Source organism: Streptomyces sp. SID13666, from assembly GCF_010548325.1.
Classification (GTDB): Bacteria; Actinomycetota; Actinomycetes; order Streptomycetales; family Streptomycetaceae; genus Actinacidiphila; species Actinacidiphila fildesensis.
In genome coordinates, this window is sequence record NZ_JAAGLX010000005.1 from 13,677 (window position 1) to 37,941 (window position 24,265).

Below are 24,265 nucleotides of genomic sequence, written 5' to 3' on the forward strand. Positions count from 1 at the left end.
TCACTTCACCGAGCCGGCCATCACCCCCTGGACGAAGTGACGCTGGAAGGCGAAGAAGACGATCAGGGGAACGACCAGCGACAGAAAGGCGCCCGGAGCGAGGACGTCGATGTTGGACCCGAACTGCCGCATCTGCGACTGCAGCGCGACGGTGAGGGGCTGCGAACCGCTGTCGGCGAAGATCAGTGCGACGAGCATGTCGTTCCACACCCACAGGAACTGGAAGATGCTCAGACTCGCGATCGCCGGTTTGGCCACCGGGAGGATCAGCCGCCGGAAGATGAGCCATTCGGAGCCGCCGTCCATCCGCGCCGCCTCCAGCATCTCGCGGGGGATGTCGGCGAAGTAGTTCCGCAACAGGAAGATCGCGAACGGCAGCCCGTAGGCGACGTGGAACAGGATGACGCCGGTGAGCGACCCGAAGATGCCGAGCGCGCCGAAGAGTTTGGCCACCGGCAGCAGCCCGATCTGCACCGGCACCACGAGCATGGCGACGACCAGCAGGAAGATCACGTCGCGCCCCGGGAACTCCAGCCAGGCGAAGGCGTATCCGGCCAGGGACGCGAGGACGACGACGGCCATCGTGGTGGGCACGGAGATCAGCACCGTGTTCCAGAAGGCATGGGTGATTCCGCTGTCCGCCAGGATCGAGCTGTAGTTGGAGAACCCCAGGCCGCCCGGGTGGGCCAGCGCCGTCCACCAGCCGGTGGTGGCGTTGTCGGTCGAGGGCCGCAGCGACGAGACGAAGAGACCGAACGTGGGCACCAGCCAGACCAGGGCGACGACCACCAGGAGCGCCTGGACCAGGCCCTTGCCCAGAAAGGCGGTGAGCCGGGAGGTCAGCCGCACGGGGCGGCGCGCGGCCGGGGGCGCCGCGGTCGTGCGCGGCGCGGCCCCGACGGGTGCGGTGTGCTGGGTCGTCATGTCTGGCTCCTGCGGAAGCGACGGATGTTGAGGACCATGGCGGGTACCACCAGGAGCAGCAGCACCACTCCGATGGCGCTCCCCAGCCCCTGGTTGTTTCCGCCGCCGAAGGAGACCAGCCACATCTGCAGCGCCAGCACGTTCGCGTCCTGCTGGACCGGACCTGGGGCGATGATGTAGACGAGGTCGAAGACCTTCATCACATTGATCAGCAGCGTCACGAAGACCACGGTCAGGACCGGGCCGAGCAGCGGCACGGTGATCCGGCGGAAGATCTGCCACTCGCCCGCGCCGTCGATACGGGCGGCCTCCAGGACCTCGCGGGGAAGCGAGGACAGTCCGGCGCCGATGAGGACCATGGCGAATCCGGTCCAGATCCACAGATAGGCACCGATGATGGCGGGGGTGATCAGTGCCGGTCCCAACCAGGACACACCGCCGTACGGTTCGGCGAAGTTCGCCGCCGGAAGGCGCACGGTGTAGGAGCCGTCAGGCAGCGCGTCGAAGCGGAAGGTTCCGTCCGGCCCGGTCGCGGCGTGTCCGACCACCTGCTGGTCGCGGACCAACTCGACCGTCATCTGCGGCAGTCCGCGTTCCCTGGCGTCGACCGCGTCGGGCCGGCCGCCGCCTCCGGGGACGAAGTCCAGGAAGACGGTTCCGGTGACCGCGCCCGCCGCGGCCGAGGCGGTCTTCGCCTGGGCGGCCGTGGCGGGAAGGGCGGTCGGTTTGAGGCCGACCAGCCCGAGGGTGAGCGAGTCACCGGGACGCACCGGCCGCGCGGTCCGGTACCCGCCGTCCTTCTCCGCTTCCAGCACCTGGGAGCCGCGGGTGCGGGCGCCGGGGTAGGGGGAGGCATCGGTGAAGGCGTCGTGGGCGCCGACGGCGACCGCGTTGAGCACCCCGCGCTGCGGGTCCTGTTCGTAGACGAGCCGGAAGGTGATGCCGGCGGCGAGGAAGGAGATCGCCATCGGCATGAAGATCAGGACCTTGAACGCGGTGGCCCAGCGGATCTTCTCGGTGAGTACCGCCAGCATCAGCCCCAGGCCGGTGAGCAGTGCGGGGGCCACCGCTATCCAGATCGCGGTGTTGCGGATCGCCTTGAGCGTTGCCGGGTCGCCGAACATCTCGGCGTAGTTGTCGAGGCCGGCGAAGTGTTCCCCCGAGGCGTCGAACAGCGACCGCACGACGGCGAAGACGATCGGGTAGCCGACGAGCGCGCCCAGCAGCAGCAGGGCGGGGAGGGCGAAGACCACGGCGTTGATCTTGCGGCGGCGTACCGACCGCTGACGGGCGGTGCGGGCGCCCCGGGCCGCACCGCCCGGCCGGCTCCGGTGGTTCATGACGGACATGTCGGCCGCCCTCAGCCCTTGTAGGCTTTGAGCGCGGCCGTCTCCAGGACCTGGGCGGTGTTCTTCGGGGACGACGGGTCCCGCAGGAAGTCCTGCAGGATCTTCCACTCGCCCGAACCCTGGGTGCCGCCGAAGGCCGCCGGGGCCTGGTCGGACATGTCGAAGCGGACGGTCTCACCCGCGTCGACCAGCGACTTGGCGGTCTGCCGGGTGGTGTCGTCGGTGTAGTTGGCGATGTCCAGCTTCTGGTTGGGGGAGAGGAATCCGCCCGCCTTGGCCCACACGGCCGCGGCCTCGGGGGTGGCCAGGTACTCGATGAACTTCATCGCGGCTTCCTGGTTCTTGCCCGCCTTCAGGGCAACGGCGGCGTCGCCGCCGCCGACCACCGGAGCGGTGCCGCCCGTCACGGCGGGGAACGGGAAGAACTTGGCGTCCTCGCCGACCTTCTTGTGCAGATCACCGGAGATCAGGCCGCTGACGAAGTCGCCCTCATAGACCATCCCCGCCTTCGGCTGCTTGCCGAAGACCTGTTCCACCGACTCGGGGAAGTCGGTCTCCAAAGCGCCCTTGCGGCCGCCGGAGATCAGCTGGTCCTTGGTGAACAGAGCGCCCAGGGTGGTGAGCGCCTTGACGACCGTGGGGTCGGTCCAGGGCATCTTGTGCTGCGCCAGCTTGTCGTAGTTCTGCGGTCCCGCCTGGGACAGGTAAATGTTCTCGAACCAGTCGGTCAGCGGCCATCCGGCCTCACCCGCGACGGAGAAGCCGGGGAGCCCGGAGTCGGTGACGGCCGAAGCGGTGGTGATCATCTCCTCGTAGCTCTTGGGGACGGTGGCCCCGGCGTCAGCGAGCGCCTTGGGGCTGTACCAGACCGTCGACTTGTTGGAGGCCTTGAAGTACAGCCCGTAGAAGGCGGAGTCGACGGTGCCGTAGTCCTGCCACACCTTGGCGAAGTTCGCCGCTGCGGCCGTGCGGGCGGCGGGGGACAGCGGCCGCAGCCAGCCCTTGCGGGCGAACTGCTGGACCACGCCGACCTGCGGGACCATGACGACGTCGGGTGCGTTGCCGCCCTCGATCTTGCTGCCGACGACGGTGGAGACGTTGTCACCGGTGGAGATGAAGGAGGTCTTGGCACCCGTCTTCGCCGAGAAGGCGTCCAGCACCTTCTTGAAGTTCTGCTGCTCCACACCGGTCCACACCGCCGCCACGGTGAGGGACTGGCCCTTGAGTTCCTGCTTGCCGTCCTGCGCGGCGGTCTTGTCCTGGCCGCCTCCGCAGGCCGTGGCCGTCATGGTGAGGCCGAGTACCACTGCTGTCGCTGCCACGATGCGCTTCATTGGGTAGATCCCTTCGTCGAATCCGCCCGCGGAACCGGGGGCGGTGGTGAGGTTTCCGGTCGGGCCGGGGGCCGGCGGACCGGCTCAGGACGCGGGCAGGTCGCAGACCCACCAGGCGGCGGTGTTGCCCGGAAGCAGCCCCGCCGGGCAGGGGGCGCTGGCCAGCAGCGGCGGCCCGGGAACGGGGGCGGGTACCGGCTCCTCGCCGAAGTTGACGGCGCAGACCATGCCGTCGCCGCGCACGAAGGCCAGTACCTGGGGTGGTGACTCCAGCCAGCGCAGGCTGCCTTCGCCGAGCTGGGGAAGCTGTTCGCGCAGGTTGAGGCCGTCGCGGTACAGGTGCCAGAACGAGCCGGTGTCGCTCAGAGCGCGGTCGGTGGTGTGTTCGGCGAACCAGGCGGGCTGCGGCAGCCAGGGCTGCACGGTGGAGCCCGGCGCGGTGAACCCGAACGGTGAGGCGTGTCCTGACCACGGGAGGGGGACCCGGCAGCCGTCACGGACGTAACGGCGGCTGCCGGTCCGGCGGAAGATCGGATCGGTCAGCGCGTCGTCGGGCAGGTCGAGCACCTCGGGCAGGCCGAGCTCCTCGCCCTGGTAGATGTAGGCGGCGCCCGGCAGCGCCAGCATCAGCAGCGCCGCGGCCCGCGCGCGGGTGGCGCCCACGCCGCCGCTGTCGGCGTCGTAGCGGGTGACGGTCCTGACCTGGTCGTGGTTGTTGAGCACCCAGGTCACCGTGGAGCCGGTTCCGGCGATGTCGCGCAGCGCCTCGACGATGCTGCGGCGGAAGTCGGCGGCGTTCCACGGGGCGCTGAGCAGGTGGAAGAAGAACGCCTGGTGCAGTTCGTCGGGGCGCACGTACAGGGCCTGATCCGCGGCGGTGGGTACGGAGACCTCGCCGACCAGCAGCCGGTCCTGTCCGTCGTGTGCGGTGTACGACTCGCAGAGCGCTCGCCACCGGCGCCACACGTCGTGCACCTCGGGCTGGTTCCAGGCCAGCGGGTTCACCGAGTCGCGGGTGCGTTCGTCGGCCTCCGGGTCGGGGGAGTCCGGCAGTTCCGGGTGCCGGAACAGCCCGGCGGCGACATCGATGCGGAAGCCGTCGACCCCCCGGTCGAGCCAGAACCTCAGCACCTCCTCGAAGTGGTCCCCGACCCGCGGGTCACGCCAGTTGAGGTCGGGCTGCTCGGGGGTGAACAGATGCAGGTACCACTGGCCCGGGCTGCCGTCCGTCTCCTTGACGCGCGACCAGGCCGGACCGCCGAACATCGCGCGCCAGTTGTTCGGCGGCAGCTCCCCGTGCTCCCCCCGGCCGTCGGCGAAGTGGAAACGGGACCGGGCCGGGCCGCCGGGGCCGTCGGCGAGCGCCGCCCGGAACCAGGGATGGGCGCTGGAGCAGTGGTTCGGGACGACGTCGATGACGACCTTCAGCCCGAGCCGGTGCGCGTCGGCGACGAGACGGTCGAACTCGGCGAGGTCTCCGTAGAGCGGGTCGACGGCGCTGTAGTCCGCGACGTCGTAACCGTGGTCGTGCTGGGGGGAGGGATAGAAGGGGCTGAGCCAGATGCCGTCCACGCCGAGCTTGCGCACGTAGGGCAGTCCCACCCGGACTCCCGCGAGGTCACCGACGCCGTCCCCGGTGCTGTCGAGGAAGCTGCGGATGTAGACCTGGTAGACCACGGCGTCGCGCCACCAGGGGCGCTGCCCTTCGGCCGGCCGGGCCGCAGGTGTGCGGCCTGCGGGGTTCTCGACTGGGACTGCGAGCATCCCGTCACCATCCTGAATCTGACGCGCGAGCGGCCGTCGTTGGAGTTGGAACCGTGAGAACCGATCGGTGTACCGGGACCGGCCCGCGGCATGCGGGCAGGGGGCAGCGGCGCACCACGGTGCGATCGGCGGGGTTGGGGTGGGGTGCGCACTGCCAACGGCAGCCGCACCCTGTGATGCATGCATGTTAAGTAGGAGAGTCGGGGAGGTGTCAACGCTCTCGGGCCATCAGGCCTTCATGGAGGGGTATTCATCCCGATATGTGCGGGAAATTGGAGCGACTCATCCCGACGGAGATGCCTAACAAGTAACTAGGAAGGTGAATCTGGAGCGGGGGGTCAGCCGCCCCGTACGACGTCCTGGAGTTCTCGCTGCAGCCGGGCCAGCGCCTGCTCGGGCGTCTGCCGCAGGGCCAGCGCGTCATAGGTCACGGCGGCGACCACCAGGCTCACCTGCTCGTACCGCGCGCTCTTGGGGCGCGGCCTGGCGGTGCGGACACTCTCCTTGAGGACCGGCAGATACGGGTAGCGCCGGATGAGAGCCGGGTCTGAGTACAGCGATGCCCACACCGGCGGCAGCCCGCCGTCGGTCAGGACCTGGCGCTGCACGCCTTCGCTGGACAGGTAGGCCATGAGTTCCGCCGCCGACCGCTGGTGCTGCGAGTGCGCGTTGACGGCCAGGTTGGAGCCGCCCAGCACGCCGCTGCCGGGCCCGTCCGGGCCGGGCAGCGGGACCACGCCGAACTTCCCCGCCACCGCGGAGTCACGGCCCGAGGCGAGGTTGTAGACGTAGGGCCAGTTGCGCAGGAACAGCAGCTTGCCGTCCTGGAACGCCTGCCGGGATTCCTCTTCCTTGAAGGTCAGCGCCTCGCGGGGAATCCAGCCGTCGGTCACGCCCCGGGTCAGGAACCGCAGGCCCTCCAGTGCGGCGGGGGAGTTCACCGTCGCCTGTCGCCCGTCACCGCCCAGGATCGATCCGCCGGCCGACTGGACCGCCTCGGCCACGTTCACCGTCAGCCCCTCGTACGGCAGGAACTGCCCGGCGTAGCCGCCGATCCGGTACTTGGCCGAAAGGGCGGAGGCCTCTTTCTCCAGCTCGGCCCAGGTTCGCGGCGGGGGCAGGCCCTCCCGGTCGAGGATGTCCTTGCGGTAGTACAGCAGCCCCGCGTTGGTCACGTACGGCATGGCGTACAGCCGGCCGCGGAACGTGGCCGTGTCGGCGACGGAGGGCAGCAACCGGTCCATGGGCAGACCGCGCCCGTCCACGGGGGCGATCCAGTGGTTGCCGGCGAACTCGGAGGTCCAGGCCACATCGATGTTGAGGACGTCGAAGCGGCTGCTGCCCGACCGTAGACTGTCCGCCATCTGCGCGTGGACCTCGTCCGCCGCCTCGGGCAGCTCGACCAGCTTCACCGGCTCGTCGGGGTGGCTCCGGTTCCAGCCGTCCAGCACCGGCTGCAGATAGCCGGTGAGGTCCCGGCCGGTGACGAGGGTCATGGGCCCCCTGCCGTCGGAGGCGCCCGGCGGTGCGGCGTCCGCACCGGCCCCCGAACCGGCGTAGCCGGCCATCACCAGGGCGCCCACGAGCAGTCCCCTGCCCATGATTCGCGCCCAGCGCATCGGTCCCTCCACTCCTCGCTCCGCCCGCGACATGTTCCGCATGGCCGAGGCGTCCTGTATACCTGCTGAGCATGCGCGATACTAGGGGCCGCGGTCAGCTGCCTGTCCGGGCACGGCCAATACCCCTAACAAGCAGGTAGCCGGGGAGGAGGCTCAACCACCGTGCGTCTTCCGCTGCTCGCCCTGCTCGCCGCAGGTCCCGCTCATGGTTACGAACTGAAGCAGGGCCTGGAGAAGCTCTTCGGAGCGGCGTACCCTCAGCCCAACATCGGGCAGATCTATGTGACCCTGGGCCGGCTGGAAAAGGCCGGCCTGATCGCGGGCGAGGACATCGTCCAGCCGGACCGCCCCAACAAACGCATCTACGAACTGACCGAGGCGGGCCGCGAGAGCGTCGACGCCTGGTTCGAGGAGCCGTCCCCGACCCCCCGGGTACGGGACGACTTCTTCATGAAGCTCGCCCTGGCCCCCCGGACCGGCAGGGCGGACCAGGTCACGCTGATCAACAAGCAGCGCCGTCACTACCTGAACCTCATGCGGGCCCTGTCCAAGCTGGCCGCAGGGGAGGACCAGGACAACCGCATCGCACAACTGCTGATCGAGGGCGCGAGCCTGCATCTTCAGGCTGACCTCGACTGGTTGGAGCGCTGCCAGGAGGAACTCGAATGACACGAACCGAGCCGGCCACCGGTCCAGCGCCGCACCTGCTGAGCGTGACGGGCCTGACCAAGACCCACTCCACCGACGGCGCCAGGGTACGGGCCGTACGCGGTGTGGACCTGAACGTGGCGCGGGGCGAGTTCGTGGCCGTCACCGGGACCTCCGGAGCCGGGAAATCCACCCTGCTGCACCTCCTGGGGGGTCTGGAGCGCCCCGACAGCGGGCGCATAGCCCTCGACGGACGCCGCGTCGACGATCTCAGCGAAGCGCGCTGGGCCGTACTGCGCCGCCGCAGGATCGGCATCGTCTTCCAGTTCTTCAACCTCGTCTCCACCCTCACCGTCGCGGACAACATCGAACTGCCCGCCCTCCTCGCGGGTCGCACGCCCCGCCAGGCGCGGGCGTCGCGGGAGGAATTCGTCGGCCGGCTCGGACTGGGCGGCAAGGAGAACAGCCTGCCCGGCGACCTCGCCGGCGGCGAGCAGCAACGGGTGGCGCTGGCGAGAGCCCTGGTCAACGAGCCGGATCTGCTCCTGGCCGATGAGCCCACCGGTTCCCTGGACGGCAAGGGGACCCGGGAGGTGATCAGGCTGCTCACCGAGCTGCACCAGCAGGGCCAGACCATCGTCCTGGTCACCCACGACGCCAGGGTGGCCAGCGCGGCCGACCGCGTCATCAGCTTCTACGACGGCCGGATCACCGACGACACCACCCTCGACACCACGGACCAGCACCGGGCAGCCGCCGCCGACATCGTGAAACTGACGGGCTGACCAGATGCGCGCCATCACCCGCTGGGCACTCGCCGACCTGCGCACACACCGCGGCCAGGCCCTGTCCATCGTCCTCGCCACCGCCGGGATCACCGTGGCCCTGCTGCTCTCCGCGGCGCTGCTGCAGTACGCGGTCAGCCCCTGGCAGCGGCTGTTCACCGAAACCCAGGGCGGCCATGTGTGGCTGCGCACCACGGCAGGCACCCCTACCTGGCCGCTGAGCGGGCTCGACGGAGTGCAGGCGCTGTCCGGCCCGTTCCGCACCGATTCGGTGACCGTCCGGCTCGGCGCCGAGACGGCCGCGCTCGACCTGCGTGCCGCCGGACCGCACAGGGAGGACATCGCCCAGCCCAAGATCGCCGCTGGGCGCTGGCTGGACGGCACGCAAGGCGACGGGATCGTGCTGGAGCAGTCCGTGGCCGGCGCCTTGTGGGCCCAGCCCGGTGACACCCTGCAGATCGAAACCGGCGGTACGAGCGTCCGTACGCTGCGCGTGGTCGGAACGGCCAGGACCGCAGAACGGGGATACGTCCGCGGCGACGTCCCCGGCGTGGGCTGGGCTTCGCCCGACCTGGTCGGTGCCCTGGCCTCCGCGCAGACGCACCCCGGGCAGACCGTCGGACTGCGGCTCGCCGACCCGGGCGACACGGACTTCGTGGTGCAGCGGGCGGTCGCCGCGGTGGGCCCCGACCATGTGCTCTCCGTCTCCACCTGGCGCGATGCCCGCTCCGCCGCCGAAGGCGACAACCGGCTGCTGGGGCTGCTGCTGAGGATCTTCGGGCTCGGCGCGCTCCTGGCCGCCGCGGTGGCGGTGACGGGAGGTGTCAGCACCCGCGTCCTCGCCCACGTCCGGGACATCTCGGTCCTCAAAGCGGTGGGGTTCACCCCCGGACAGATCGCCGGGATGTTCTTCGCGCAGCACGCCGTGCTCGCGGTGCTGGGCGCCGCCGTAGGGACGGCCGCCGTCCAGATCGCGGGCACCGCCGTGCCCGGCCCGATCGGCGAGGCGGTGACGCTCTGGCAGGCGCTGCCCGGACAGAGCTCGTCCCTGGTGTACACCTGCGCCGCCACCGTCTCCGCCATCGCCGCCGCCACGATGTTCGCCGCCTGGCGTGCTGCCCGGATCCCGCCGATACCCGCCGCCCGGATCACCGCCCCGGGGCGACGGAGCTCGGCTCGGTCACGAACGGCGTTCCGCTTCAGGACACCCCCGTCGCTGGTGCTCGGATGGCGCGGAGCCGTGCACCGCCCGGGGCGCTTCGCGGCGTCCGTGGCCCGGCTCGCGCTGCCCATCGTCATGATCACCGTGGCTCTCTCCGCCGCCGCCACGCTGGACCGTTTCCAGCATCCCCCCGAGAGGGCCGGACTGACGGCACAGCTGACGGCGCGCGAGGACGGCGCGTCCACCACCGGGCTGGAGACCCGGCTGACACAGCTGCCCGGCGTCTCCGGCGTGTACCCGGCGACCGAGGTCGCCGCGCTCGTGCCCGGGCAGACCCGCACCATCACCCTGCGCGGGCTCGGCACCGCCGAGCACCGCTACCCCTTCGCCGCGGCGGAAGGCCGGGTCGCGACGGCACCGGACGAGGCGATGGCCGGACAGGGACTGCTCGACGCCATGGACGTCCGGGTCGGCGAATGGGTCCGGGTCACCGTGGCCGGCACACCGCACATCCTGCACATCGTGGGACGCAGCATCGAAACCGAGCACAACGGGATGGTCATCTCCACCTCCCTGGACACTCTCCAGGAAGGGCAGGACTCGCTGCGCCCGCAGTTCTACCATCTGGCGTTGCGGCCGGGCGCCGACCCGGCCGCGGTGTCCCGCGCCCTGCCCCAGGCCTCGGACGGCCGGCTGGAGATCCGCACGACGGCCGGCCCCGCCGACGAGCTGTCCCCGATCCGCGGTGTGATCGCCGGGCTCGTCGCCGTGCTGGCACTCATCGGCCTGGTGGACCTCTCCACCTCGATCACCGCCGCCGTGCGGGATCACAGCCGGGATCTGCGGGCCCTGCGCGCCATCGGGCTGACTCCCCGCCAGACGGTCGCGGTCATCCAGATCAGCGCGGCAGTCATCGCCCTGGCGGCGGCGCTGGCCGGCACCGTCCTCGGTGTCCTCACCTCGCACTGGCTGATCGACCTGCAAGGACGCTCCAGCGGCATCGGCGCGGGCATAGCGCGGACGCCCGCCCTGATGACGCTGCTGCTGGCCGGGGGAGCGGTGGTCACCGCCGCCGTCACCATCGCCACGCTGCCCGCGCTGCGGGTGGTCCGGGGCCGTGGGGCGGACACGGGGATCACCATCTACTGACGTCGGCCCGCGGGGTTTCGCGTACCGCCGTTCAGTAAGGATTTCAGCGGGGTAAGAAGCCCCCCATACGAGGCAAGCGCCCCGCCCAGGCGCTGGGGGTGACCCCTTCGACGTGCACGTACGCCTCGGTACGTGCATCGTGGAGGAGAGGTGATCTTCACATGCCCCTGTACATAGCTGTGGCTACGTTCGAGGCGAATGGACCGTTGGGTACCGTGCAAATCGCCGACCACCCGGAAGAAGCCCCCGACGCGCAGAGCTATGCGAACACCAAGCGCGACGAGATCCTGGCCATGGACGAACACCCTGAAGTCGATCCGTCCCAATGGTCGGACCTCCGCCTGGTGCGCATCGACGTCTGGCCGGACGGCGTCGACATCGCCACCGCGGACCCGGAATTCGCCCTGCCTGTGGCATGAGGGCGGCACCTGTGCGGTCCCCTTCGCCGAGAAGGGGACCGCACAGGTGCCGCAGGCGAGCGATGACGTTCACCGGAACGGCTTCGGTGCCCACCCGAATGGCCTAGGCGCCGCCGGGCAGGTCCCTCCGCCCATCGCGTCGGCGCTCAGGCCCGGGCTCGTGCCAGGACTTCACACCAGGACTCAGGCCGGAGCGGTGAAGGTGTGGTTCCCGGCGGGAAGCCGGAAGGCCGCGGCGCCCTGGGCGTAGCCGAAAGGCACCGCCTGGGCGGGTGCGGTCACCGCGGCTGCCGAGCCGGCCGGCACCCGGACGGTCGCCGACGTACCGGCGGGCACGGTGACCTTGAGGGTGAACACCCCGCCGGAGACGGACCAGTCGCTGACCGCCTGACCGTACGGCGTCTCGTACGCGGCACGTGCCGAGGTCAGCCCTCCGCCGGGCCGGGGTGCGACGAGCAGCGCCCGGTAGCCGGGGGACGCCGGGCCGAGGCCGCCGACCTGGCGGTAGAGGAAGTCGCCGACCGAGCCGAGCCCGTAGTGGTTGAACGAGTTCATCCCGGCGTCCTGGAGGCTGCCGTCGGTCCGGATGCCGTCCCAGCGCTCCCAGATGGTGGTCGCGCCCCTGCTGATCATGTACCCCCAGCCGGGGTACCCGGGCTGGAGCAGGATCTGGTAGGTGATGTCGGCGCGGCCGTGGTCGGTGAGGACCGGCAGCAGGTCCTTGACCCCGAGGAATCCGACGGACAGATGCCCGCCGGAAGCGGCGACCTTCGAGACCAGCCGGTCGACCAGCGACTGCACCCGGTTCTCCGGGACCAGTCCGAAGGCCAGCGCCAGCACGTACCCGGTCTGGGTGTTGCCGGACACCGTTCCGTTGGCCGCGACGAAGTAGTTGGTGAAAGCGGCGGCGACCTGGTCCGCGAGGGTGCCGTAGGTGGTGGCCTCCGCGGTGCGCCCGGTGGCCCGCGCCATCCTCGACACCAGCCGAGCCGCCCAGGCGAAGAACGCCGTGGAGATGACGTTGCGGGCGGTGTCGTCGTTGACGTTGAGCCAGTCCCCGAAACCGCCCTGGTCACGGATCAGATTCGCGTCGGCGGTCGACCGGAGGTACTCCACCCACCGGACCATCGCGGCGAAGTGCTCGTCGACGACGCGTACATCACCCGTGCGCTGCCACAGGGTGTACGGGACGATGACGCCCGCGTCCCCCCAGCCGGCGACGCCCGAGCCGTCCTGGGTGTCCGGTGCGGTGTTCGTGAACGATCCGTCGGCGTGCTGGGCGTCCGTCAGGTCGTCGGTGTACTTGTTGAGGAACGACGACATGTCGATGTTGTACGTCGAGGTATCGACGAAGGCCGCGATGTCACCGGTCCAGCCGAGCCGTTCGTTACGGCTCGGGCAGTCGGTGGGGACCGCGAGCATGTTGGACCGCTGTCCCCATACGATCGCCTGCTGCACCTGGTTGAGCAGCGCGTTGGACGTGGTCAGAGTGCCCAGTTGAGCGGCGGACGTCCAGGCGGTGCGACCGGTGAGGGCGGACGTCGTCGGGGTGCCGGGGAAGCCGGTCACTTCGACGTACCGGTACCCGTGCAGGGTGAACCGTGGCTCGTAGGTTTCCGTCCCGGTGCCCGCGAGGGTGTACCGGTCGGTTCCCAGGCCCGCCACCCGCAGGTTGTCGGTGTAGAGCGTGCCGTCCGCGTTGAGGATCTCGCCGTGCCGCAGCGTCACGACGGTGCCCGCGGGCCCCGACACCCGCAACCGGTCCCAGCCCGTGGCGTTCTGCCCGAGATCGAAGATCCACACACCGGGTTTCGGCTGGGTGAGGGCGACAGGGACGCGGTCGTACTGCACCCGGACCCCCTCGTCGACCTGCGACACCAGGTTCGGGAGCGCACCCGAGCGCACCGTGACGGCGCTCCAGGCCGCGTCGTTGAACCCGGCGCCGTCCCAACCCGCCACGGCTGACCGGGCGTCGTACTCCTCGCCCATCTGCAGGTCGTCGACCCGGATCGGGCCGGGTGCGTACTTCCAACTGCTGTCGGTGGCCACCAGCGAGGTCGTTCCGTCGGTGTAGGTCAGGTGCAGTTGCGCCGAGTACCAGGGCTGCGCACCGTAGAACTGGGGCCCGTGCCAGCCGATATGGCCGGTGTACCAGCCGTTGCCCAGCCACGCGCCGAGCGCGTTGGCGCCCTGCGCGATCTGGGCGGTCACGTCGTACTCCTTGTACTGCACGCGCTTGGAGTAGTCCGTCCAACCGGGTGCGAGCGCGTCGTTGCCGACCTTGGCACCGTTGAGCCGCGTCTCGTGCAGGCCCAGGGCCGTCGTGAACAGCCGTGCCGTGGCCACCGGCTTGGAGACCGTGAACGCCTTGCGAAGCAGCGGGGACGGCTTGGCCTGCGGTATCGCCACACCGGATCCCCAGGGCCCGCCCCCATACACCGCCACCGCTTTCGCCTGCACCCAGGCGGAGTCGTTGAAGCCGGGCTGCTCCCAGCCGGCCGGTCCCGTCTGCGCGGCCTTCCAGGTGGCGTCGGTGTTGACGACCGGGCTGCCGGTCGCGGTCAGTTGGGCGATCATGCCCGCCGGCGACTGGCTGGTGTTCTGCGTCGACACCGCGATGGTGTTGGATCCGGCGTGCAGCCGGCTCGTGACGTCGACGACGGAGGCCTGCTGCCACGCGGTGGCGGAACTGACCTGGGTGCCGTTGACCCACACGGTGGCGGTGTCGTCGCCGGAGACGACGAGGGTGGCGGACGACGGGGCGGCCGTGAAGCTGACGGTCCTGCGGAAGTAGCGGGTCCCGGCCGGGACGCCGGAGGCCGGGTCGCCCTCCGGGTACCAGATCCAGGTGGCGCCGCTGAGCCCGGCGGTGGACAGCGGCTGCCCGATGAAAGCGCCCTTCCACTCGGCGGCCGGGGCGAGCAGACCGGTCTCGAAGGTCCGGACGGCACCCCACGCGCTGACGCGTCCCTGGGTGTCCCATATCTTGACCCGCCAGTAGTAGCGGGTCCGCGAGGCCAGCGCTGGGCCGCCGTACACGACGTCGACGGACTGCCCGCTCGGTGCGCGGCCGCTGTCCCAGACGTCGCCGGTACCGGCATCGGCCAACGCACCGGAAGTGGCGACGATGACCTGGTAGGCGCCCTGCGCCTGCCCACCGGCCCCGGTGAGTTTCCAACCGAACCTGGGCCGCGCGGCGTCCAGTCCGAGCGGGTCGGTGCGGCGCTCGGTGGTGGCCGAGGCGACGCTCAGCGGTGAGGCGGCCGCCGGGTCGGGCGCGGTGACGCGGCTTCCCCACGGACCCGACCCGTAGGCCCCGAGGTCGGCGGCGGCAGGCCAGGACGCGTCGTTGAACCCGGGCTGCTCCCAGTCACCCGCCGGGGTCTGCGACGCCTTCCAGGCCCCGTCCGTGACGAGGTCGACGCCGGTGCCACCGGCCACGACGTGCACCCGCCCGATGAGGCCGGCCGGACCGGTGGAGGCGTTGCGGGCCACGACCGCGAGGGTGTTCGTCCCCGGGAGCAGTGCGGACTGGAGGTCGACGTACAGCGCCTGGGCCCAGGAGTCGGCGGCCCGGGGAGAGGAGGCCAGGGGAGTGCCGTTGAGCCAGACGTCCACGGTGTCGTCGCCGGTGACGACGAACTGCGCCTCGGTGACAGCGCCCGCCGGGACGGTGAACGCCCGGCGGAAGTACCGGTCACCGGTCGGGGCGGAACTCGCCGGGCTGCCCTCCGGGAACCACACCCAGTGCGCACCGGTGAGGGCGACGGGCAGCACGGTTCCTGCGGCCGGTGCGGCGCTCGCGGAGGCGGCCGTCAGAGCGGGGAATCCCGCCGCGGCGAGTGCGGCTCCGCCGAGCCCCCATTTCAGAATCATGCGTCGGTCGTGCCCGGAGGGGGACGGCTCGTCCAGCGGCATGGCTACTCCCACCTAGGAATGAATCGATTCATTCGGCGGGATGCTACGGCGTCCACCCCCATGCCGTCCAGGGATTCGACAGCCGCTCTCACGGCGGGACCTGAGCCCGGCAACCCTGTGTTGAATGGGCCGGTGGCCTGATCCCTACGGGTCGATTGGCAGGTCCAACACCCCTAATCTCGATGGTTGTTGCTGTCCAGAGACCTGCGCCTGCCAGCCCTGTTCTCGGAACGTGGCCCGTCTGCCACCGTTCGCCTGCGCTTGCTTCCGTGCGATCGGGCGTACTCCACCGTGTCGACACACTCCGCCGATATCGTTTCAATTCATGGCCATGGAGCCGATCTCTGGAATGCGGCACTCGCCCGGCGATCGGGAGTCACGGCAGTCACGGGAGTCAACGTGGCGTCATGGTGCGTTGCGGAGTGCGGTGGCGAGCTCATGAAGATGGCGCGCGACGGGGCCGGCGGTGAGCAGGCCGCTGGCCGCGCCGCCCAGTTCCGCTGCCGCGGGGGTGAGCGCGCCTCATGCTTCCGAGCGGCGACCCGCGCGGATCGCGTTATCCGCGGCAGGTCGCGCACTCCGCATGCCCCTCTACGCGTTCTGGATCGCGTTCACCAGGCCGGCGACAAGATGCGCCCGCTCGGCCATCGCTTCGATCACCAGGTACTCGTGGTCGGCGTGGGCGCCGCCGCCGACTGCTCCGAGGCCGTCGAGTGTCGGCACGCCCAGGGCCGCGGTGAAGTTGCCGTCGCTTCCGCCGCCGACCGCCGTGCCTTCGAGGTCGGGAAGCAGCTGCTGTGCCAGCGCGAAGAGCTGCGTCGATGCCGACTCGGGCATCGGGGGTCGGCCGACGGCTCCCTGAACGGTGATCCGGGCCCCTTCGAGATGCGGAGCGAGGGCCGCGAAGGCGGATTCGATGCGTTCCTTCTCATCGGCCGACTCGACGCGGACGTCGACGAGGACGGTCGCTTCCGCGGGAACGACGTTGTCCTGGGTTCCCGCGGACGCGACGGTCGGGGTGACGGTCGTGCCGATGCCGGGTCGGCCGAGCGCCGCGATGTCCAGGACCTGGTGGGAGGCTTCGATCAGGGCGTTGACGCCGGCTTCGGGCTCAAGGCCCGCGTGCGACGCCCGTCCAGTGATGGTGACGTGGAACGTGCCGCAGCCTTTGCGGCCGGTCTTCAGAGCGCCGCCGTCAGCGGCGCCCTCGAGCACCAGCACGGCGCCGCAGGCGATGGCTCGTTCTTCGAGGAGGGCGCGCGAGGAGTGGGAGCCGACCTCTTCGTCGGCGGTCATCAGGATCTCGACGCCTGAACGGTCGTCGAGCGTCGCCAGGCCGTGAACGGCCTGCACCAGACCGCCCAGCATGTCGAAGACTCCGGGGCCGGTCGCGTGTCCGTCTTCGACCCTGAACGGGCGGCGTTCAAGGGTGCCGAGCGGAAACACCGTGTCATGGTGACCGAGGATCAGCACTTTGGGATCCCCGCCGGCCGACCAGTGGACGTGCGGTCCCGCTTCGCTCTCGACAAGGACGGCCGCCCCGCCGAGGCGGCTCTCGATGACGGCGGCGACAGCTTTGGCCGATGCCGTCAGGGCGTTGAGGTCGCGCGATGGAGACTCGATTTCGACGAGTGTCCTGAGGTCCTCGAGCATCGCTTCAACACTCGCGTCGGCAGTTCTGTGCATCGTCACGGCGCAAGGTTACTCGGGAACGTCGTGCTGGTCGGCGGTGCGGAGGGCGGTCTCACGTGTGCGAGGACGGGGCCGACGGCCGAAGCGCCCGGGCCAGGCGGTGGACGGCGGCGCCGTCCGCGGGTGCCGTTCCGGTGAGGGTGCCGACCAGGCTCGCGGGTGATCACAAGGCCACCCGCGACTACGTCCTGGATCTGCGGGAGCTGCACGCCATCCATGCGGCACTCACGGCGGCAGCCACCGTCTTCCTCATCGACAGGACATACTTCGCGGCGGAGAACTTCCACGTGAAGTTGAGTTTCCATCGGGAGAACTTCGACGCCCTGGCCTTGAGCCTCGTCCAAGCGGTATCGGACGTGACAGCCCCGGAGTAACAGAACCCGCGAGTGGCCTCTCCAGGAGGAGAGGCCACTCGCGGGGATGAGTTCCCGACCCTCGGCCCGCCGGACCAAGTCCGGCGGGCCGACGCATTCCCGGCGAGGGGTTACGGCGTCACGATCCGGTCGACCGCTGCCGCGAGGAGTTGTTCGCGTTCGGTCGGTGAGAAGACTCCGGGCAGGGTGAGCTGTTCGTCCGGTCCGACGGTGAAATCGTCGGGCGGTCACGCAGAAGTTCCTCGTGCCTTGCCGCGTAGATGTCCACGGCCTCACGGATGGAGCATCCCAGGGAGTCGCAGATTCCCTTGATGGCGACGATGGTTCGGCCCTCGGCGATGTCGTGGTCCACGCTTTCGGGCAGTCCGCCGCTCATGAACCCCTCCGCTCCGGTCGTCGGTACAGCAGCGAAGTACAGCAACCACCCTGATCACCGTCAACCGGATATGACCTGTGGACGGGGCGCCGTCCGTTCGAATCTCAGTAGTCTGCCCCGATGGCACCATCAGACAGCCTCTCCCGAGCTCTGCACGACTCTGCCGACCCGCCACTGCGGCCGCTCCCGCCGCCGGTGGCAGACCTGCTTCTGGCCCTGAACGCTCCGCCGCGGTTGGCTGCCCATTTGCGTGCTGTCCACGATGTCGCAGTTCAGCTGGTCGAGTGGGTGGTTCATCGCTGCCCCGGCCTCGCCCTCGACCGCGAAGCTGTTCTCTTCGGGGCGGCGACGCATGACATCGGCAAAACGGTGCACATAGCTGAGCTGTCCGGGCCCGGCTCGTCGCACGAAGAGGCGGGGAGGGAACTGCTCTTGGCGCACGGGTTCGTCCCGGAGCGAGCCCGCTTCGCCGGCACGCACGCGGCATGGTCGGATCCCGATATCACGCTCGAGGACCTGTTGGTGAGCGCAGCCGACAAGGTCTGGAAGAACAAGCGCGTCCCAGACCTCGAAGACCTCATCATCTCGCGGCTGGTCCGAGCAACCGGAAGGCCGCGCTGGGACGAGTACCTCGCGCTTGATGGACTGCTGGAGGACATCGGCAACGGCGCCGACGGCCGACTCGCCTTCCAAGCGTCCTTCCTGGCGCACGCATAGCGGCCGCGAAACCCTCGCCGGGAGTTGGCTCCCACCCTGGGCCGGGGCGCGTTCCCTCACGTGGCCTATGTGGAATCGACGAGGAACCGGGGGCCGATAGGAGCTGCCGCAGGCGTGGTGGGAGGCGCCGTGTTGGGGGTTGCCTCACCCGAAGGGACCAGCGACCAGGCGCACGCACCTCGGCGATGGCCAGGTGGAGTGCTGGGGAGCCGCACGGAACACCGGCCAGGGGCGGTCTCTTGGCGGGCAGAGCCAGGGCCAGGGTCGAGGGCCGGGGGCGGGCCAGTCTGCTGGGCTCGCTGGTGCCCGTGGGACTTTCCCTCAACACTGATCACTAACAGGTGGCGACACCTGCGGAACGAAGCAAACGCAGTAACGGCCAGACGAGGTTCGCCACCGCACACCGCCGCCATCCCGGCACGTTCAGAGGAGCACTTGTGACGCCATCCCTGCAGCAGCCCACCAGGCGCTCGGCCATCAGCCGGAGAGGAGCCCTTGTCGCGGCAGGCCTCCCCATCGCCGTCGTGGCGCTCCTTGCCTCCGCTGCCGGGCCCGCGGCGGCCGGCACCGCCGGCTCGCCCGGTGTGAACGACCCGTACTTCCCGTTGGCGGGCAACGGGGGCTACCACGTGAAGCACTACGACCTCACCCTCGGCTACGACCCCGGGACCCGCCATCTCGACGGGCGGGCAGTCATCACCGCGCGTTCCACCCAACAGCTGAGCCGCTTCAATCTGGATCTGAACGGGTTGAAGGTCACGAGCATCACGGTCGATCAGGCCACCGCGGCCTTCTCCCGTGACGGACAGGAACTCGTGGTCACCCCGAGGAAGTCCATCGCCAAGGACCGGGAGTTCCGTGCCGTCGTCACGTACGCCGGCATACCCGAGCCGGTCACCGACCCGGACGGCTCCCTGGACGGGTGGATCCCCACGGACGACGGAGCGTTCGTCGCCGGGGAGCCGCAGGGCGCCATGACGTGGTTCCCCGCCAACAACCACCCGAAGGACAAGGCGAGCTACGACTTCACCGTCACCGTCCCTCAGGGGCGCAGCGCTGTCGCCAACGGTGTCTTCCTCGGGCAGACGACCTCCGGCGGACGCACCACGTTCCGCTGGCGGCAGTCGGAGCCGATGGCCGCGTACCTGGCCACCGCGACCGTGGGCACGTTCAAGGTCGAGCAGTACACCACCCCGGGCGGCCTCAAGGTCTACAACGCCGTCGACCCTCGTGAGGCGGCCGCCTCGGCACCCGTACTCAAGAAGCTTCCGTCGGTTCTGGACTGGGAGAGCAAGGTCTTCGGCCCCTATCCCTTCCGGGCCGCCGGAGCCATCGTGGACCACGCGCCGAAGGTCGGATACGCGCTGGAGACCCAGACCCGGCCGGTGTACGACCGGGCGCCGGACCTGAGCACCCTGGTCCATGAGAGCGCGCACCAGTGGTTCGGTGACTCCGTCTCCCTCACCACGTGGAAGGACATCTGGCTCAACGAGGGCTTTGCGACCTACGCCGAATGGTTCTACGACGAGCAGCACGGCGGCCAGAGCGCGCAGAAGACCTTCGACGACCTGTACGCCACTCCCGCGGACGACGAACTGTGGTCGTTCCCGCCCGCCGACCCCGGCAGCGGGGAGCACATCTTCGAAGCACCTGTGTACTCACGCGGCGCCATGGCGCTGCAGAAGCTGCGCCAGGCGGTCGGTGACAAGACGTTCCTCCGGATCCTGCGTACCTGGGCAACCGACAACCGCGACGGTCACGGAACCACCGCGCAGTTCATCCGTCTCGCGGAGCGGCAGTCCGGCAAGAACCTGGACAGGTTGTTCCACACGTGGATCGGTACGGCGGGCAAGCCGTCCCAGCCCTGACACGACCGGCAGCGCATGACGGACCTCCCGCCAGGGGCTGACGGCGGGAGGTCCAGGCCCACGCGGCCGAGATCCAGGGCACGAGACCCACGGCAGACGACCGACTGCGGGACGACCGGCGCGACCGGCGACAATGGCGCGGTGCAGCCAAGCGACCCGATCATCGCCGCCCTGGATTTCGACAGCCGCCGAGCAGCTGAGGAGATCGTCGACCGGCTGGGCGACCAGTGCCGTTTCTACACGGCTGGCCGACCGGGCCGGGTGCCATGGTGTGGTCGCCTCGCCGCAGGAAGCCGCGCAGCTGCGCGGCGTGCTGGGTCCCGGCTCCACCTCGTACTTCCAGCCCCCGGCCAGATGTTCCTCGAGTGCCTCCGCCGGGTCGAGGCCGTCCGGAGGGGCGCCGGCGGAGCCGAGGGCGTCGACGGTGATGATCCGGTCCACGCGGAGGACCCGTCGCGCGTTCTTCGTGTGTGACCAGCACAGCAGATACCAGCGGCCATGGCGCACGACGACCGCCCACGGGTCGTCGTCCATGACCCGTTCCCGGTCGGGGCCCATCCGGTAGCCGAGTCGCAGCCCGCGGTGCGCGGCGCGGAACTCGACGAGCGCGGCCGTGGTTTCGGGGCTGGGGGCCGCCCGGTTGGGAGTCCGGGCCCAGCGCGGTGACCGTTCTTACGGCCTGCGCCGGGTTGGCGACCAGCTCCGGGAGCACGCGCATGATCTTGCCCAGCGCGCTGCCCACCGGATCGGTGGGGCAGGGCGCCCCGCACCGGAAAGGAGAACCGGTGCGGGGCGCCGAGACGTGGGTCAGATTCCTACGATGTTCTCCGCCTGCGGGCCCTTCTGGCCCTGAGTGACGTCGAACTGGACCTTCTGGCCCTCGAAGAGCTCACGGAAGCCCTGGGCGGCGATGTTGGAGTAGTGGGCGAAGACGTCCGGCCCGCCGCCGTCCTGCTCGATGAAGCCGAAGCCCTTTTCCGCGTTGAACCACTTCACGACACCGGTGGCCATGTTTGTCCCCTTGTCCAGGATCTCGGGGCACTGTCTTGTCAGTGCCCCCGTGTTGAGGTGATCGCCCTGGTCCTCGGACATTGCCGCACAGCACGACGCCCACGGTGCGAACCGCGGGCGCTGAGACTTCGGATCCACGACTACTAGCAGGAAAGTTAGCCGATTCGTGCGCGGCTCGCTACATGGAGCAGCCGGACCGGCCCTTCTTCAACTACTTCCCGACCAAGGACGACGTCTTCTCGATCGAGCCCCACCAGTGGACGACCGAGGAGATCGTGGCCGAGCTGCGCGCCCGGCCGCTCGACGAGCCGGTGGTCGTTTCGGTGCGCGAGACCGTCAAGGCGATGGTGCGCGCGGCGGACTTCGCGCACCAGGCCGAGGAGTGGGAGCTGCTGCAGGAGCTCTACCGGCGTCATCCGGAGCTGTTCTCCCGGATGCGCCTGGACCAGGTGGACGCCACCATCGCGGCCCTGGCCGCGGAGGTGGCCGAGCGCGTCGGCCCGCCACGGTCCGCCGGCATGTACCCCTCGCTGCTGATCGGCGCGGCCTTCGCGGCACTGCAGGCGGCGGAGAACCACGGCCGGGTGGACCCGCGCGATCTGGACGACCTTCTCGACGAGGCCTTCGACATGCTCATCGCGGGGCTGTGACCCGACCCGGTCCGGCGGTCCGTCATCCCCTGCGTTCACAGGAGAAACGGGGAATACGGGGAATCATGTCCGAATCGAACTACGAATCCGCGATGCGGCAGGGGCACCAGGCCCTGACCGCACGGGACTTCCGCTCGGCCTACCGGCGCTTCGGCCAGGCGCACAACATCGGTCACGACGTCCTGGCGCACCACCTGGCCGCGCACCGCGCACTGGCGACGACCGCCTGGCGACAGCGCCCTCCGGACAGGGTGGCCTCGCAGATATTCCTCTACGGCATGGCAGCCCTGTCGACCGGTCCGGAAGTCCGGGCTGTCCGTAAATGGCTGGCGGGCATCGTGGTACAGCGAGATGATCCGAGTGTCCGGGCCGACGCGAATTCCTGGTGCCCGGGCCGAGGCGAACCGCTGTGATCGCGCCCCACCTGCCCAGCGAGGGAATTGTGATGAATGTTGTCGCGTCCGAGCCGTCCGGGTCCCAGCCCGAAGTCCGCGCTGCGGCCGGGGCGCTGCGCGGCAGCCGGGAAGAGGGCGTCGCGGTCTTCCGCGGGATCCCGTTCGCCGAGCCGCCGGTCGGCTCGCTGCGGTTCGCGGCGCCGCGGCCCGTGCCGGGATGGGACGGCGTGCGGCCGGCTGTGTCGTACGGCCCGCCGCCCCCTCAGGGCGGCGCTTTGGGCATGGCCGCGCTGGCGCGGGACGCGGTGGGCGACGACTGGCTGACGGTCAACGTCTGGTCACCGGAGCCGGGCCCCCGTGCGGGGCTGCCGGTGATGGTGTGGATCCAGGGCGGTGCCTACACGGTCGGCATGTCCGGTCTTCCCGAGTACGACGGCGGCCGCCTGGCGCGTGACGGTGCCGTTGTCGTGGTGACGTTCAACTACCGTGTGGGCCTTGAAGGGTTCGGCCAGATCGAAGGGGCGCCCGCCAACCGGGGCCTGCTGGACCAGGTCGCCGCTCTGGAGTGGGTGCGCGACAACATTCGGGCCTTCGGCGGCGACCCGGACCGCGTCACCGTCTTCGGCGAGTCGGCCGGCGGCGGATCCGTCGCCGCGCTCCTGGCGATGCCGCGTGCGGCCGGGCTCTTCGGCCGGGCCGTCGCGCAGAGCGTGCCGGGCACGTTCTTCTCGCCGGAGCTCGCCGCCGACATCGCCACCGCCTGCGCCACCGAACTGGGGCTGCGGCCCACGGTGGCGGATCTGTCCACGGTGGCCCCGGCCCGGCTGTCCGCCGCCGGCGATGCGGTCGGCGCCAAGATGGCCCAGTGGGTGGAACGCTGGGGTCAGGTCGCGCACCGGTCGATCCCGTATTCGCCGGTCGTCGACGGAGACACGCTGCCGGTCACGCCATGGCAGGCCCTGGCCGCCGGCGCCGCCCGGGACATCGAACTCCTCGTCGGCCACACCCGCGACGAGCAGCGGCTGCTCACCGCGCTCGAAGGCCTGCTCGGCCAGGTGACGCCGGATCAGGCGGCCGCTGCCCTGCAGATCTTCGCCCCGGACGGGGACGGCGCACGCCGATACCGTGACGGGTTCCCGGCGGCCGGCCCGGACGAGCTGTACGAACTGGTCCACTCCGACTGGCTGTTCCGTATGCCGACCCTCCATCTGGCCCAGGCCCAGACCGCCGGCGGCGGCCGTGCCCACGTCTACGAGCTGACCTGGTCCGCCCCGGGCATGGGCGGTGCGTTCGGCGCCTGCCACGGCCTCGACGTGCCGCTCGTCTTCGGCAACCTGGACCGCGGCCAGCCCGCCCTGCTGATCGGTGAGAGCCCGTCCCCGGAGGCAGAGGCGCTCTCCGCCCACATGCGCGCCGCGTGGACGGCATTCGCCACCCACGGCGACCCCGGCTGGCCCGCGTACGACACCGAGCAACGCCTCGTGCAGCTCTTCGACACAAGCCCGACGGTCACCGCCTACCCGGAGGAGACCTCCCGCCTGATCTGGCAGGACCACACCTTCCCAGCGCTGCCGCTGGTCGGCCGGTAGGTCCGGAAGTACCGTCCGAAGGGCGCGAAGAAACGTCGGTGAAGCCCGTCGGCCAGGGGCTGTGGCCTTCAGAAGCCATGCGCCACGTTCTGGACCTGCCGGTGGTCAGTCGCGGACCGGGGAGCGGTGGGCGAAGACGAAGGCGCGGGGCGGGACGGTCAGGGCGTCGGGCGTCAGACCGGGCTGGGCGTCCAGTTCGGCGGTCACTGCCCGCCAGGCCGACAGAAGCGCCGCTGCCTGCTCGCGGTCCGCGGTGCGCGGGGTCCGTACCCGCAGACGACCCGACGAGGCAGCCTCCTGCGAGCAGTGGAAGGTGCCGGTGTCCGGGAAGAACCAGGACCGCAGCAGCCAACCCGGGGGCGGTTGTGGAGGTGGGGTGTGGTCGAGGACGAAGGTCGACTCCTGCTCATCGCGGAGCAATGGGTGCTCGGCAACCGGCGTGCTGTGACGCGGCCGGCTGACCGGATCCAGACGTCCCGGAGTGGTGCACGTCGGATACCCCTCGCGGAGCGGTCCCGCGGC

The 24,265-nt window shown here is 70.3% G+C and carries 20 protein-coding genes and 1 pseudogene; 10 read left to right on the top strand and 11 right to left on the bottom strand.

Annotated elements, in window-relative coordinates:
* The 5 genes from G3I60_RS10625 to G3I60_RS10645 form a co-directional block, all read right to left on the bottom strand.
* Nucleotides 1-924: a carbohydrate ABC transporter permease gene (locus G3I60_RS10625; RefSeq protein WP_138358645.1), complete on the bottom strand. Its 924-nt coding sequence runs from the start codon at nt 922-924 to the stop codon at nt 1-3.
* Nucleotides 921-2,273 carry an ABC transporter permease subunit gene (locus G3I60_RS10630; protein ID WP_164293115.1) on the bottom strand — a complete coding sequence of 451 codons (1,353 nt, stop codon included), beginning with the start codon at nt 2,271-2,273 and terminating at the stop codon, nt 921-923. Before G3I60_RS10630 ends, G3I60_RS10625 begins: the two co-directional genes overlap by 4 nt.
* Before the next feature lie 11 nt (nt 2,274-2,284).
* Nucleotides 2,285-3,607, bottom strand: coding sequence for an ABC transporter substrate-binding protein (locus tag G3I60_RS10635; RefSeq protein ID WP_164293116.1), 1,323 nt, complete (start codon nt 3,605-3,607; stop codon nt 2,285-2,287).
* A gap of 84 nt (nt 3,608-3,691) precedes the next feature.
* Complete coding sequence (locus G3I60_RS10640; RefSeq protein WP_164293117.1) at nt 3,692-5,371, bottom strand: glycoside hydrolase family 13 protein; 1,680 nt, start codon at nt 5,369-5,371, stop codon at nt 3,692-3,694.
* A 338-nt stretch (nt 5,372-5,709) separates the two neighbouring features.
* Nucleotides 5,710-6,990 (bottom strand): ABC transporter substrate-binding protein, encoded by a 1,281-nt coding sequence (locus tag G3I60_RS10645; RefSeq protein ID WP_164293118.1) that lies wholly within the window; start codon nt 6,988-6,990, stop codon nt 5,710-5,712.
* A gap of 162 nt (nt 6,991-7,152) precedes the next feature.
* Here G3I60_RS10645 and G3I60_RS10650 point away from each other — a divergent pair, with 162 nt between their 5' ends.
* From G3I60_RS10650 to G3I60_RS10665, 4 genes are all read left to right on the top strand, one after another.
* Complete coding sequence (locus G3I60_RS10650) at nt 7,153-7,659, top strand: PadR family transcriptional regulator (protein WP_138358653.1); 507 nt, start codon at nt 7,153-7,155, stop codon at nt 7,657-7,659.
* Nucleotides 7,656-8,423 (top strand): ABC transporter ATP-binding protein, encoded by a 768-nt coding sequence (locus G3I60_RS10655; RefSeq protein WP_138358655.1) that lies wholly within the window; start codon nt 7,656-7,658, stop codon nt 8,421-8,423. The genes G3I60_RS10650 and G3I60_RS10655 overlap by 4 nt, the downstream gene beginning before the upstream one ends.
* A 4-nt stretch (nt 8,424-8,427) precedes the next feature.
* Nucleotides 8,428-10,734 (top strand): ABC transporter permease, encoded by a 2,307-nt coding sequence (locus G3I60_RS10660; RefSeq protein WP_164293119.1) that lies wholly within the window; start codon nt 8,428-8,430, stop codon nt 10,732-10,734.
* A gap of 215 nt (nt 10,735-10,949) precedes the next feature.
* Nucleotides 10,950-11,153, top strand: a complete 204-nt coding sequence (locus tag G3I60_RS10665) for a hypothetical protein (protein ID WP_164293120.1) — start codon at nt 10,950-10,952, stop codon at nt 11,151-11,153.
* A gap of 183 nt (nt 11,154-11,336) precedes the next feature.
* Here the strand turns inward: G3I60_RS10665 and G3I60_RS10670 are convergent, their stop codons facing one another.
* Nucleotides 11,337-15,029 (bottom strand): family 78 glycoside hydrolase catalytic domain, encoded by a 3,693-nt coding sequence (locus tag G3I60_RS10670; protein ID WP_164293121.1) that lies wholly within the window; start codon nt 15,027-15,029, stop codon nt 11,337-11,339.
* Nucleotides 15,030-15,662: 633 nt separating this feature from the next.
* Nucleotides 15,663-16,757, bottom strand: a complete 1,095-nt coding sequence (locus tag G3I60_RS10675; protein ID WP_164293273.1) for a M20 family metallopeptidase — start codon at nt 16,755-16,757, stop codon at nt 15,663-15,665.
* Nucleotides 16,758-16,897: 140 nt separating this feature from the next.
* On the opposite strand from G3I60_RS10675, the gene G3I60_RS10680 reads away from it, so the two are divergent.
* On the top strand, nt 16,898-17,137 hold the full coding sequence (locus tag G3I60_RS10680) for a hypothetical protein (RefSeq protein WP_138352065.1): 240 nt from the start codon (nt 16,898-16,900) through the stop codon (nt 17,135-17,137).
* A 118-nt stretch (nt 17,138-17,255) separates the two neighbouring features.
* Here G3I60_RS10680 and G3I60_RS10685 read toward each other — a convergent pair whose 3' ends face one another.
* Entirely contained in the window at nt 17,256-17,513 is a 258-nt protein-coding gene (locus G3I60_RS10685; protein WP_164293109.1) for a hypothetical protein, read from the bottom strand.
* 120 nt (nt 17,514-17,633) lie between these two features.
* Here G3I60_RS10685 and G3I60_RS10690 point away from each other — a divergent pair, with 120 nt between their 5' ends.
* Complete coding sequence (locus tag G3I60_RS10690; RefSeq protein WP_164293122.1) at nt 17,634-18,230, top strand: HD domain-containing protein; 597 nt, start codon at nt 17,634-17,636, stop codon at nt 18,228-18,230.
* 437 nt (nt 18,231-18,667) lie between these two features.
* Nucleotides 18,668-20,098 carry a M1 family metallopeptidase gene (locus tag G3I60_RS10695; protein ID WP_164293123.1) on the top strand — a complete coding sequence of 477 codons (1,431 nt, stop codon included), beginning with the start codon at nt 18,668-18,670 and terminating at the stop codon, nt 20,096-20,098.
* Between the two features lie 345 nt (nt 20,099-20,443).
* Here the strand turns inward: G3I60_RS10695 and G3I60_RS47055 are convergent.
* Nucleotides 20,444-20,692, bottom strand: a pseudogene (locus tag G3I60_RS47055) (helix-turn-helix transcriptional regulator); the annotation flags it as partial.
* Nucleotides 20,693-20,905: 213 nt separating this feature from the next.
* Nucleotides 20,906-21,109 carry a cold-shock protein gene (locus tag G3I60_RS10705; RefSeq protein WP_164293274.1) on the bottom strand — a complete coding sequence of 68 codons (204 nt, stop codon included), beginning with the start codon at nt 21,107-21,109 and terminating at the stop codon, nt 20,906-20,908.
* A 182-nt stretch (nt 21,110-21,291) separates the two neighbouring features.
* On the opposite strand from G3I60_RS10705, the gene G3I60_RS10710 reads away from it, so the two are divergent.
* From G3I60_RS10710 to G3I60_RS10720, 3 genes are all read left to right on the top strand, one after another.
* Nucleotides 21,292-21,759 (top strand): hypothetical protein, encoded by a 468-nt coding sequence (locus G3I60_RS10710; RefSeq protein ID WP_164293124.1) that lies wholly within the window; start codon nt 21,292-21,294, stop codon nt 21,757-21,759.
* 65 nt (nt 21,760-21,824) lie between these two features.
* Nucleotides 21,825-22,172: a DUF3703 domain-containing protein gene (locus G3I60_RS10715; protein WP_164293125.1), complete on the top strand. Its 348-nt coding sequence runs from the start codon at nt 21,825-21,827 to the stop codon at nt 22,170-22,172.
* A 32-nt stretch (nt 22,173-22,204) separates the two neighbouring features.
* On the top strand, nt 22,205-23,743 hold the full coding sequence (locus tag G3I60_RS10720) for a carboxylesterase/lipase family protein (RefSeq protein WP_164293126.1): 1,539 nt from the start codon (nt 22,205-22,207) through the stop codon (nt 23,741-23,743).
* Between the two features lie 105 nt (nt 23,744-23,848).
* On the opposite strand, the gene G3I60_RS10725 is transcribed toward G3I60_RS10720, so the two are convergent.
* Nucleotides 23,849-24,163 (bottom strand): hypothetical protein, encoded by a 315-nt coding sequence (locus tag G3I60_RS10725; RefSeq protein ID WP_164293127.1) that lies wholly within the window; start codon nt 24,161-24,163, stop codon nt 23,849-23,851.
* Between the last annotated feature and the right edge of the window lie 102 nt (nt 24,164-24,265).

What these genes read in the sequence shown, in the direction of transcription:
- G3I60_RS10625 (WP_138358645.1), bottom strand. Translation starts at nt 924, where the DNA reads ATGACGACCCAGCACACCGCACCCGTCGGGGCCGCGCCGCGCACGACC.
- G3I60_RS10630 (WP_164293115.1), bottom strand. Translation starts at nt 2,273, where the DNA reads ATGTCCGTCATGAACCACCGGAGCCGGCCGGGCGGTGCGGCCCGGGGC.
- G3I60_RS10635 (WP_164293116.1), bottom strand. Translation starts at nt 3,607, where the DNA reads ATGAAGCGCATCGTGGCAGCGACAGCAGTGGTACTCGGCCTCACCATG.
- G3I60_RS10640 (WP_164293117.1), bottom strand. Translation starts at nt 5,371, where the DNA reads ATGCTCGCAGTCCCAGTCGAGAACCCCGCAGGCCGCACACCTGCGGCC.
- G3I60_RS10645 (WP_164293118.1), bottom strand. Translation starts at nt 6,990, where the DNA reads ATGCGCTGGGCGCGAATCATGGGCAGGGGACTGCTCGTGGGCGCCCTG.
- G3I60_RS10655 (WP_138358655.1), top strand. Translation starts at nt 7,656, where the DNA reads ATGACACGAACCGAGCCGGCCACCGGTCCAGCGCCGCACCTGCTGAGC.
- G3I60_RS10660 (WP_164293119.1), top strand. Translation starts at nt 8,428, where the DNA reads ATGCGCGCCATCACCCGCTGGGCACTCGCCGACCTGCGCACACACCGC.
- G3I60_RS10670 (WP_164293121.1), bottom strand. Translation starts at nt 15,029, where the DNA reads ATGATTCTGAAATGGGGGCTCGGCGGAGCCGCACTCGCCGCGGCGGGA.
- G3I60_RS10675 (WP_164293273.1), bottom strand. Translation starts at nt 16,757, where the DNA reads ATGCACAGAACTGCCGACGCGAGTGTTGAAGCGATGCTCGAGGACCTC.
- G3I60_RS10685 (WP_164293109.1), bottom strand. Translation starts at nt 17,513, where the DNA reads ATGAGCGGCGGACTGCCCGAAAGCGTGGACCACGACATCGCCGAGGGC.
- G3I60_RS10690 (WP_164293122.1), top strand. Translation starts at nt 17,634, where the DNA reads ATGGCACCATCAGACAGCCTCTCCCGAGCTCTGCACGACTCTGCCGAC.
- G3I60_RS10705 (WP_164293274.1), bottom strand. Translation starts at nt 21,109, where the DNA reads ATGGCCACCGGTGTCGTGAAGTGGTTCAACGCGGAAAAGGGCTTCGGC.
- G3I60_RS10710 (WP_164293124.1), top strand. Translation starts at nt 21,292, where the DNA reads ATGGAGCAGCCGGACCGGCCCTTCTTCAACTACTTCCCGACCAAGGAC.
- G3I60_RS10715 (WP_164293125.1), top strand. Translation starts at nt 21,825, where the DNA reads ATGTCCGAATCGAACTACGAATCCGCGATGCGGCAGGGGCACCAGGCC.
- G3I60_RS10720 (WP_164293126.1), top strand. Translation starts at nt 22,205, where the DNA reads ATGAATGTTGTCGCGTCCGAGCCGTCCGGGTCCCAGCCCGAAGTCCGC.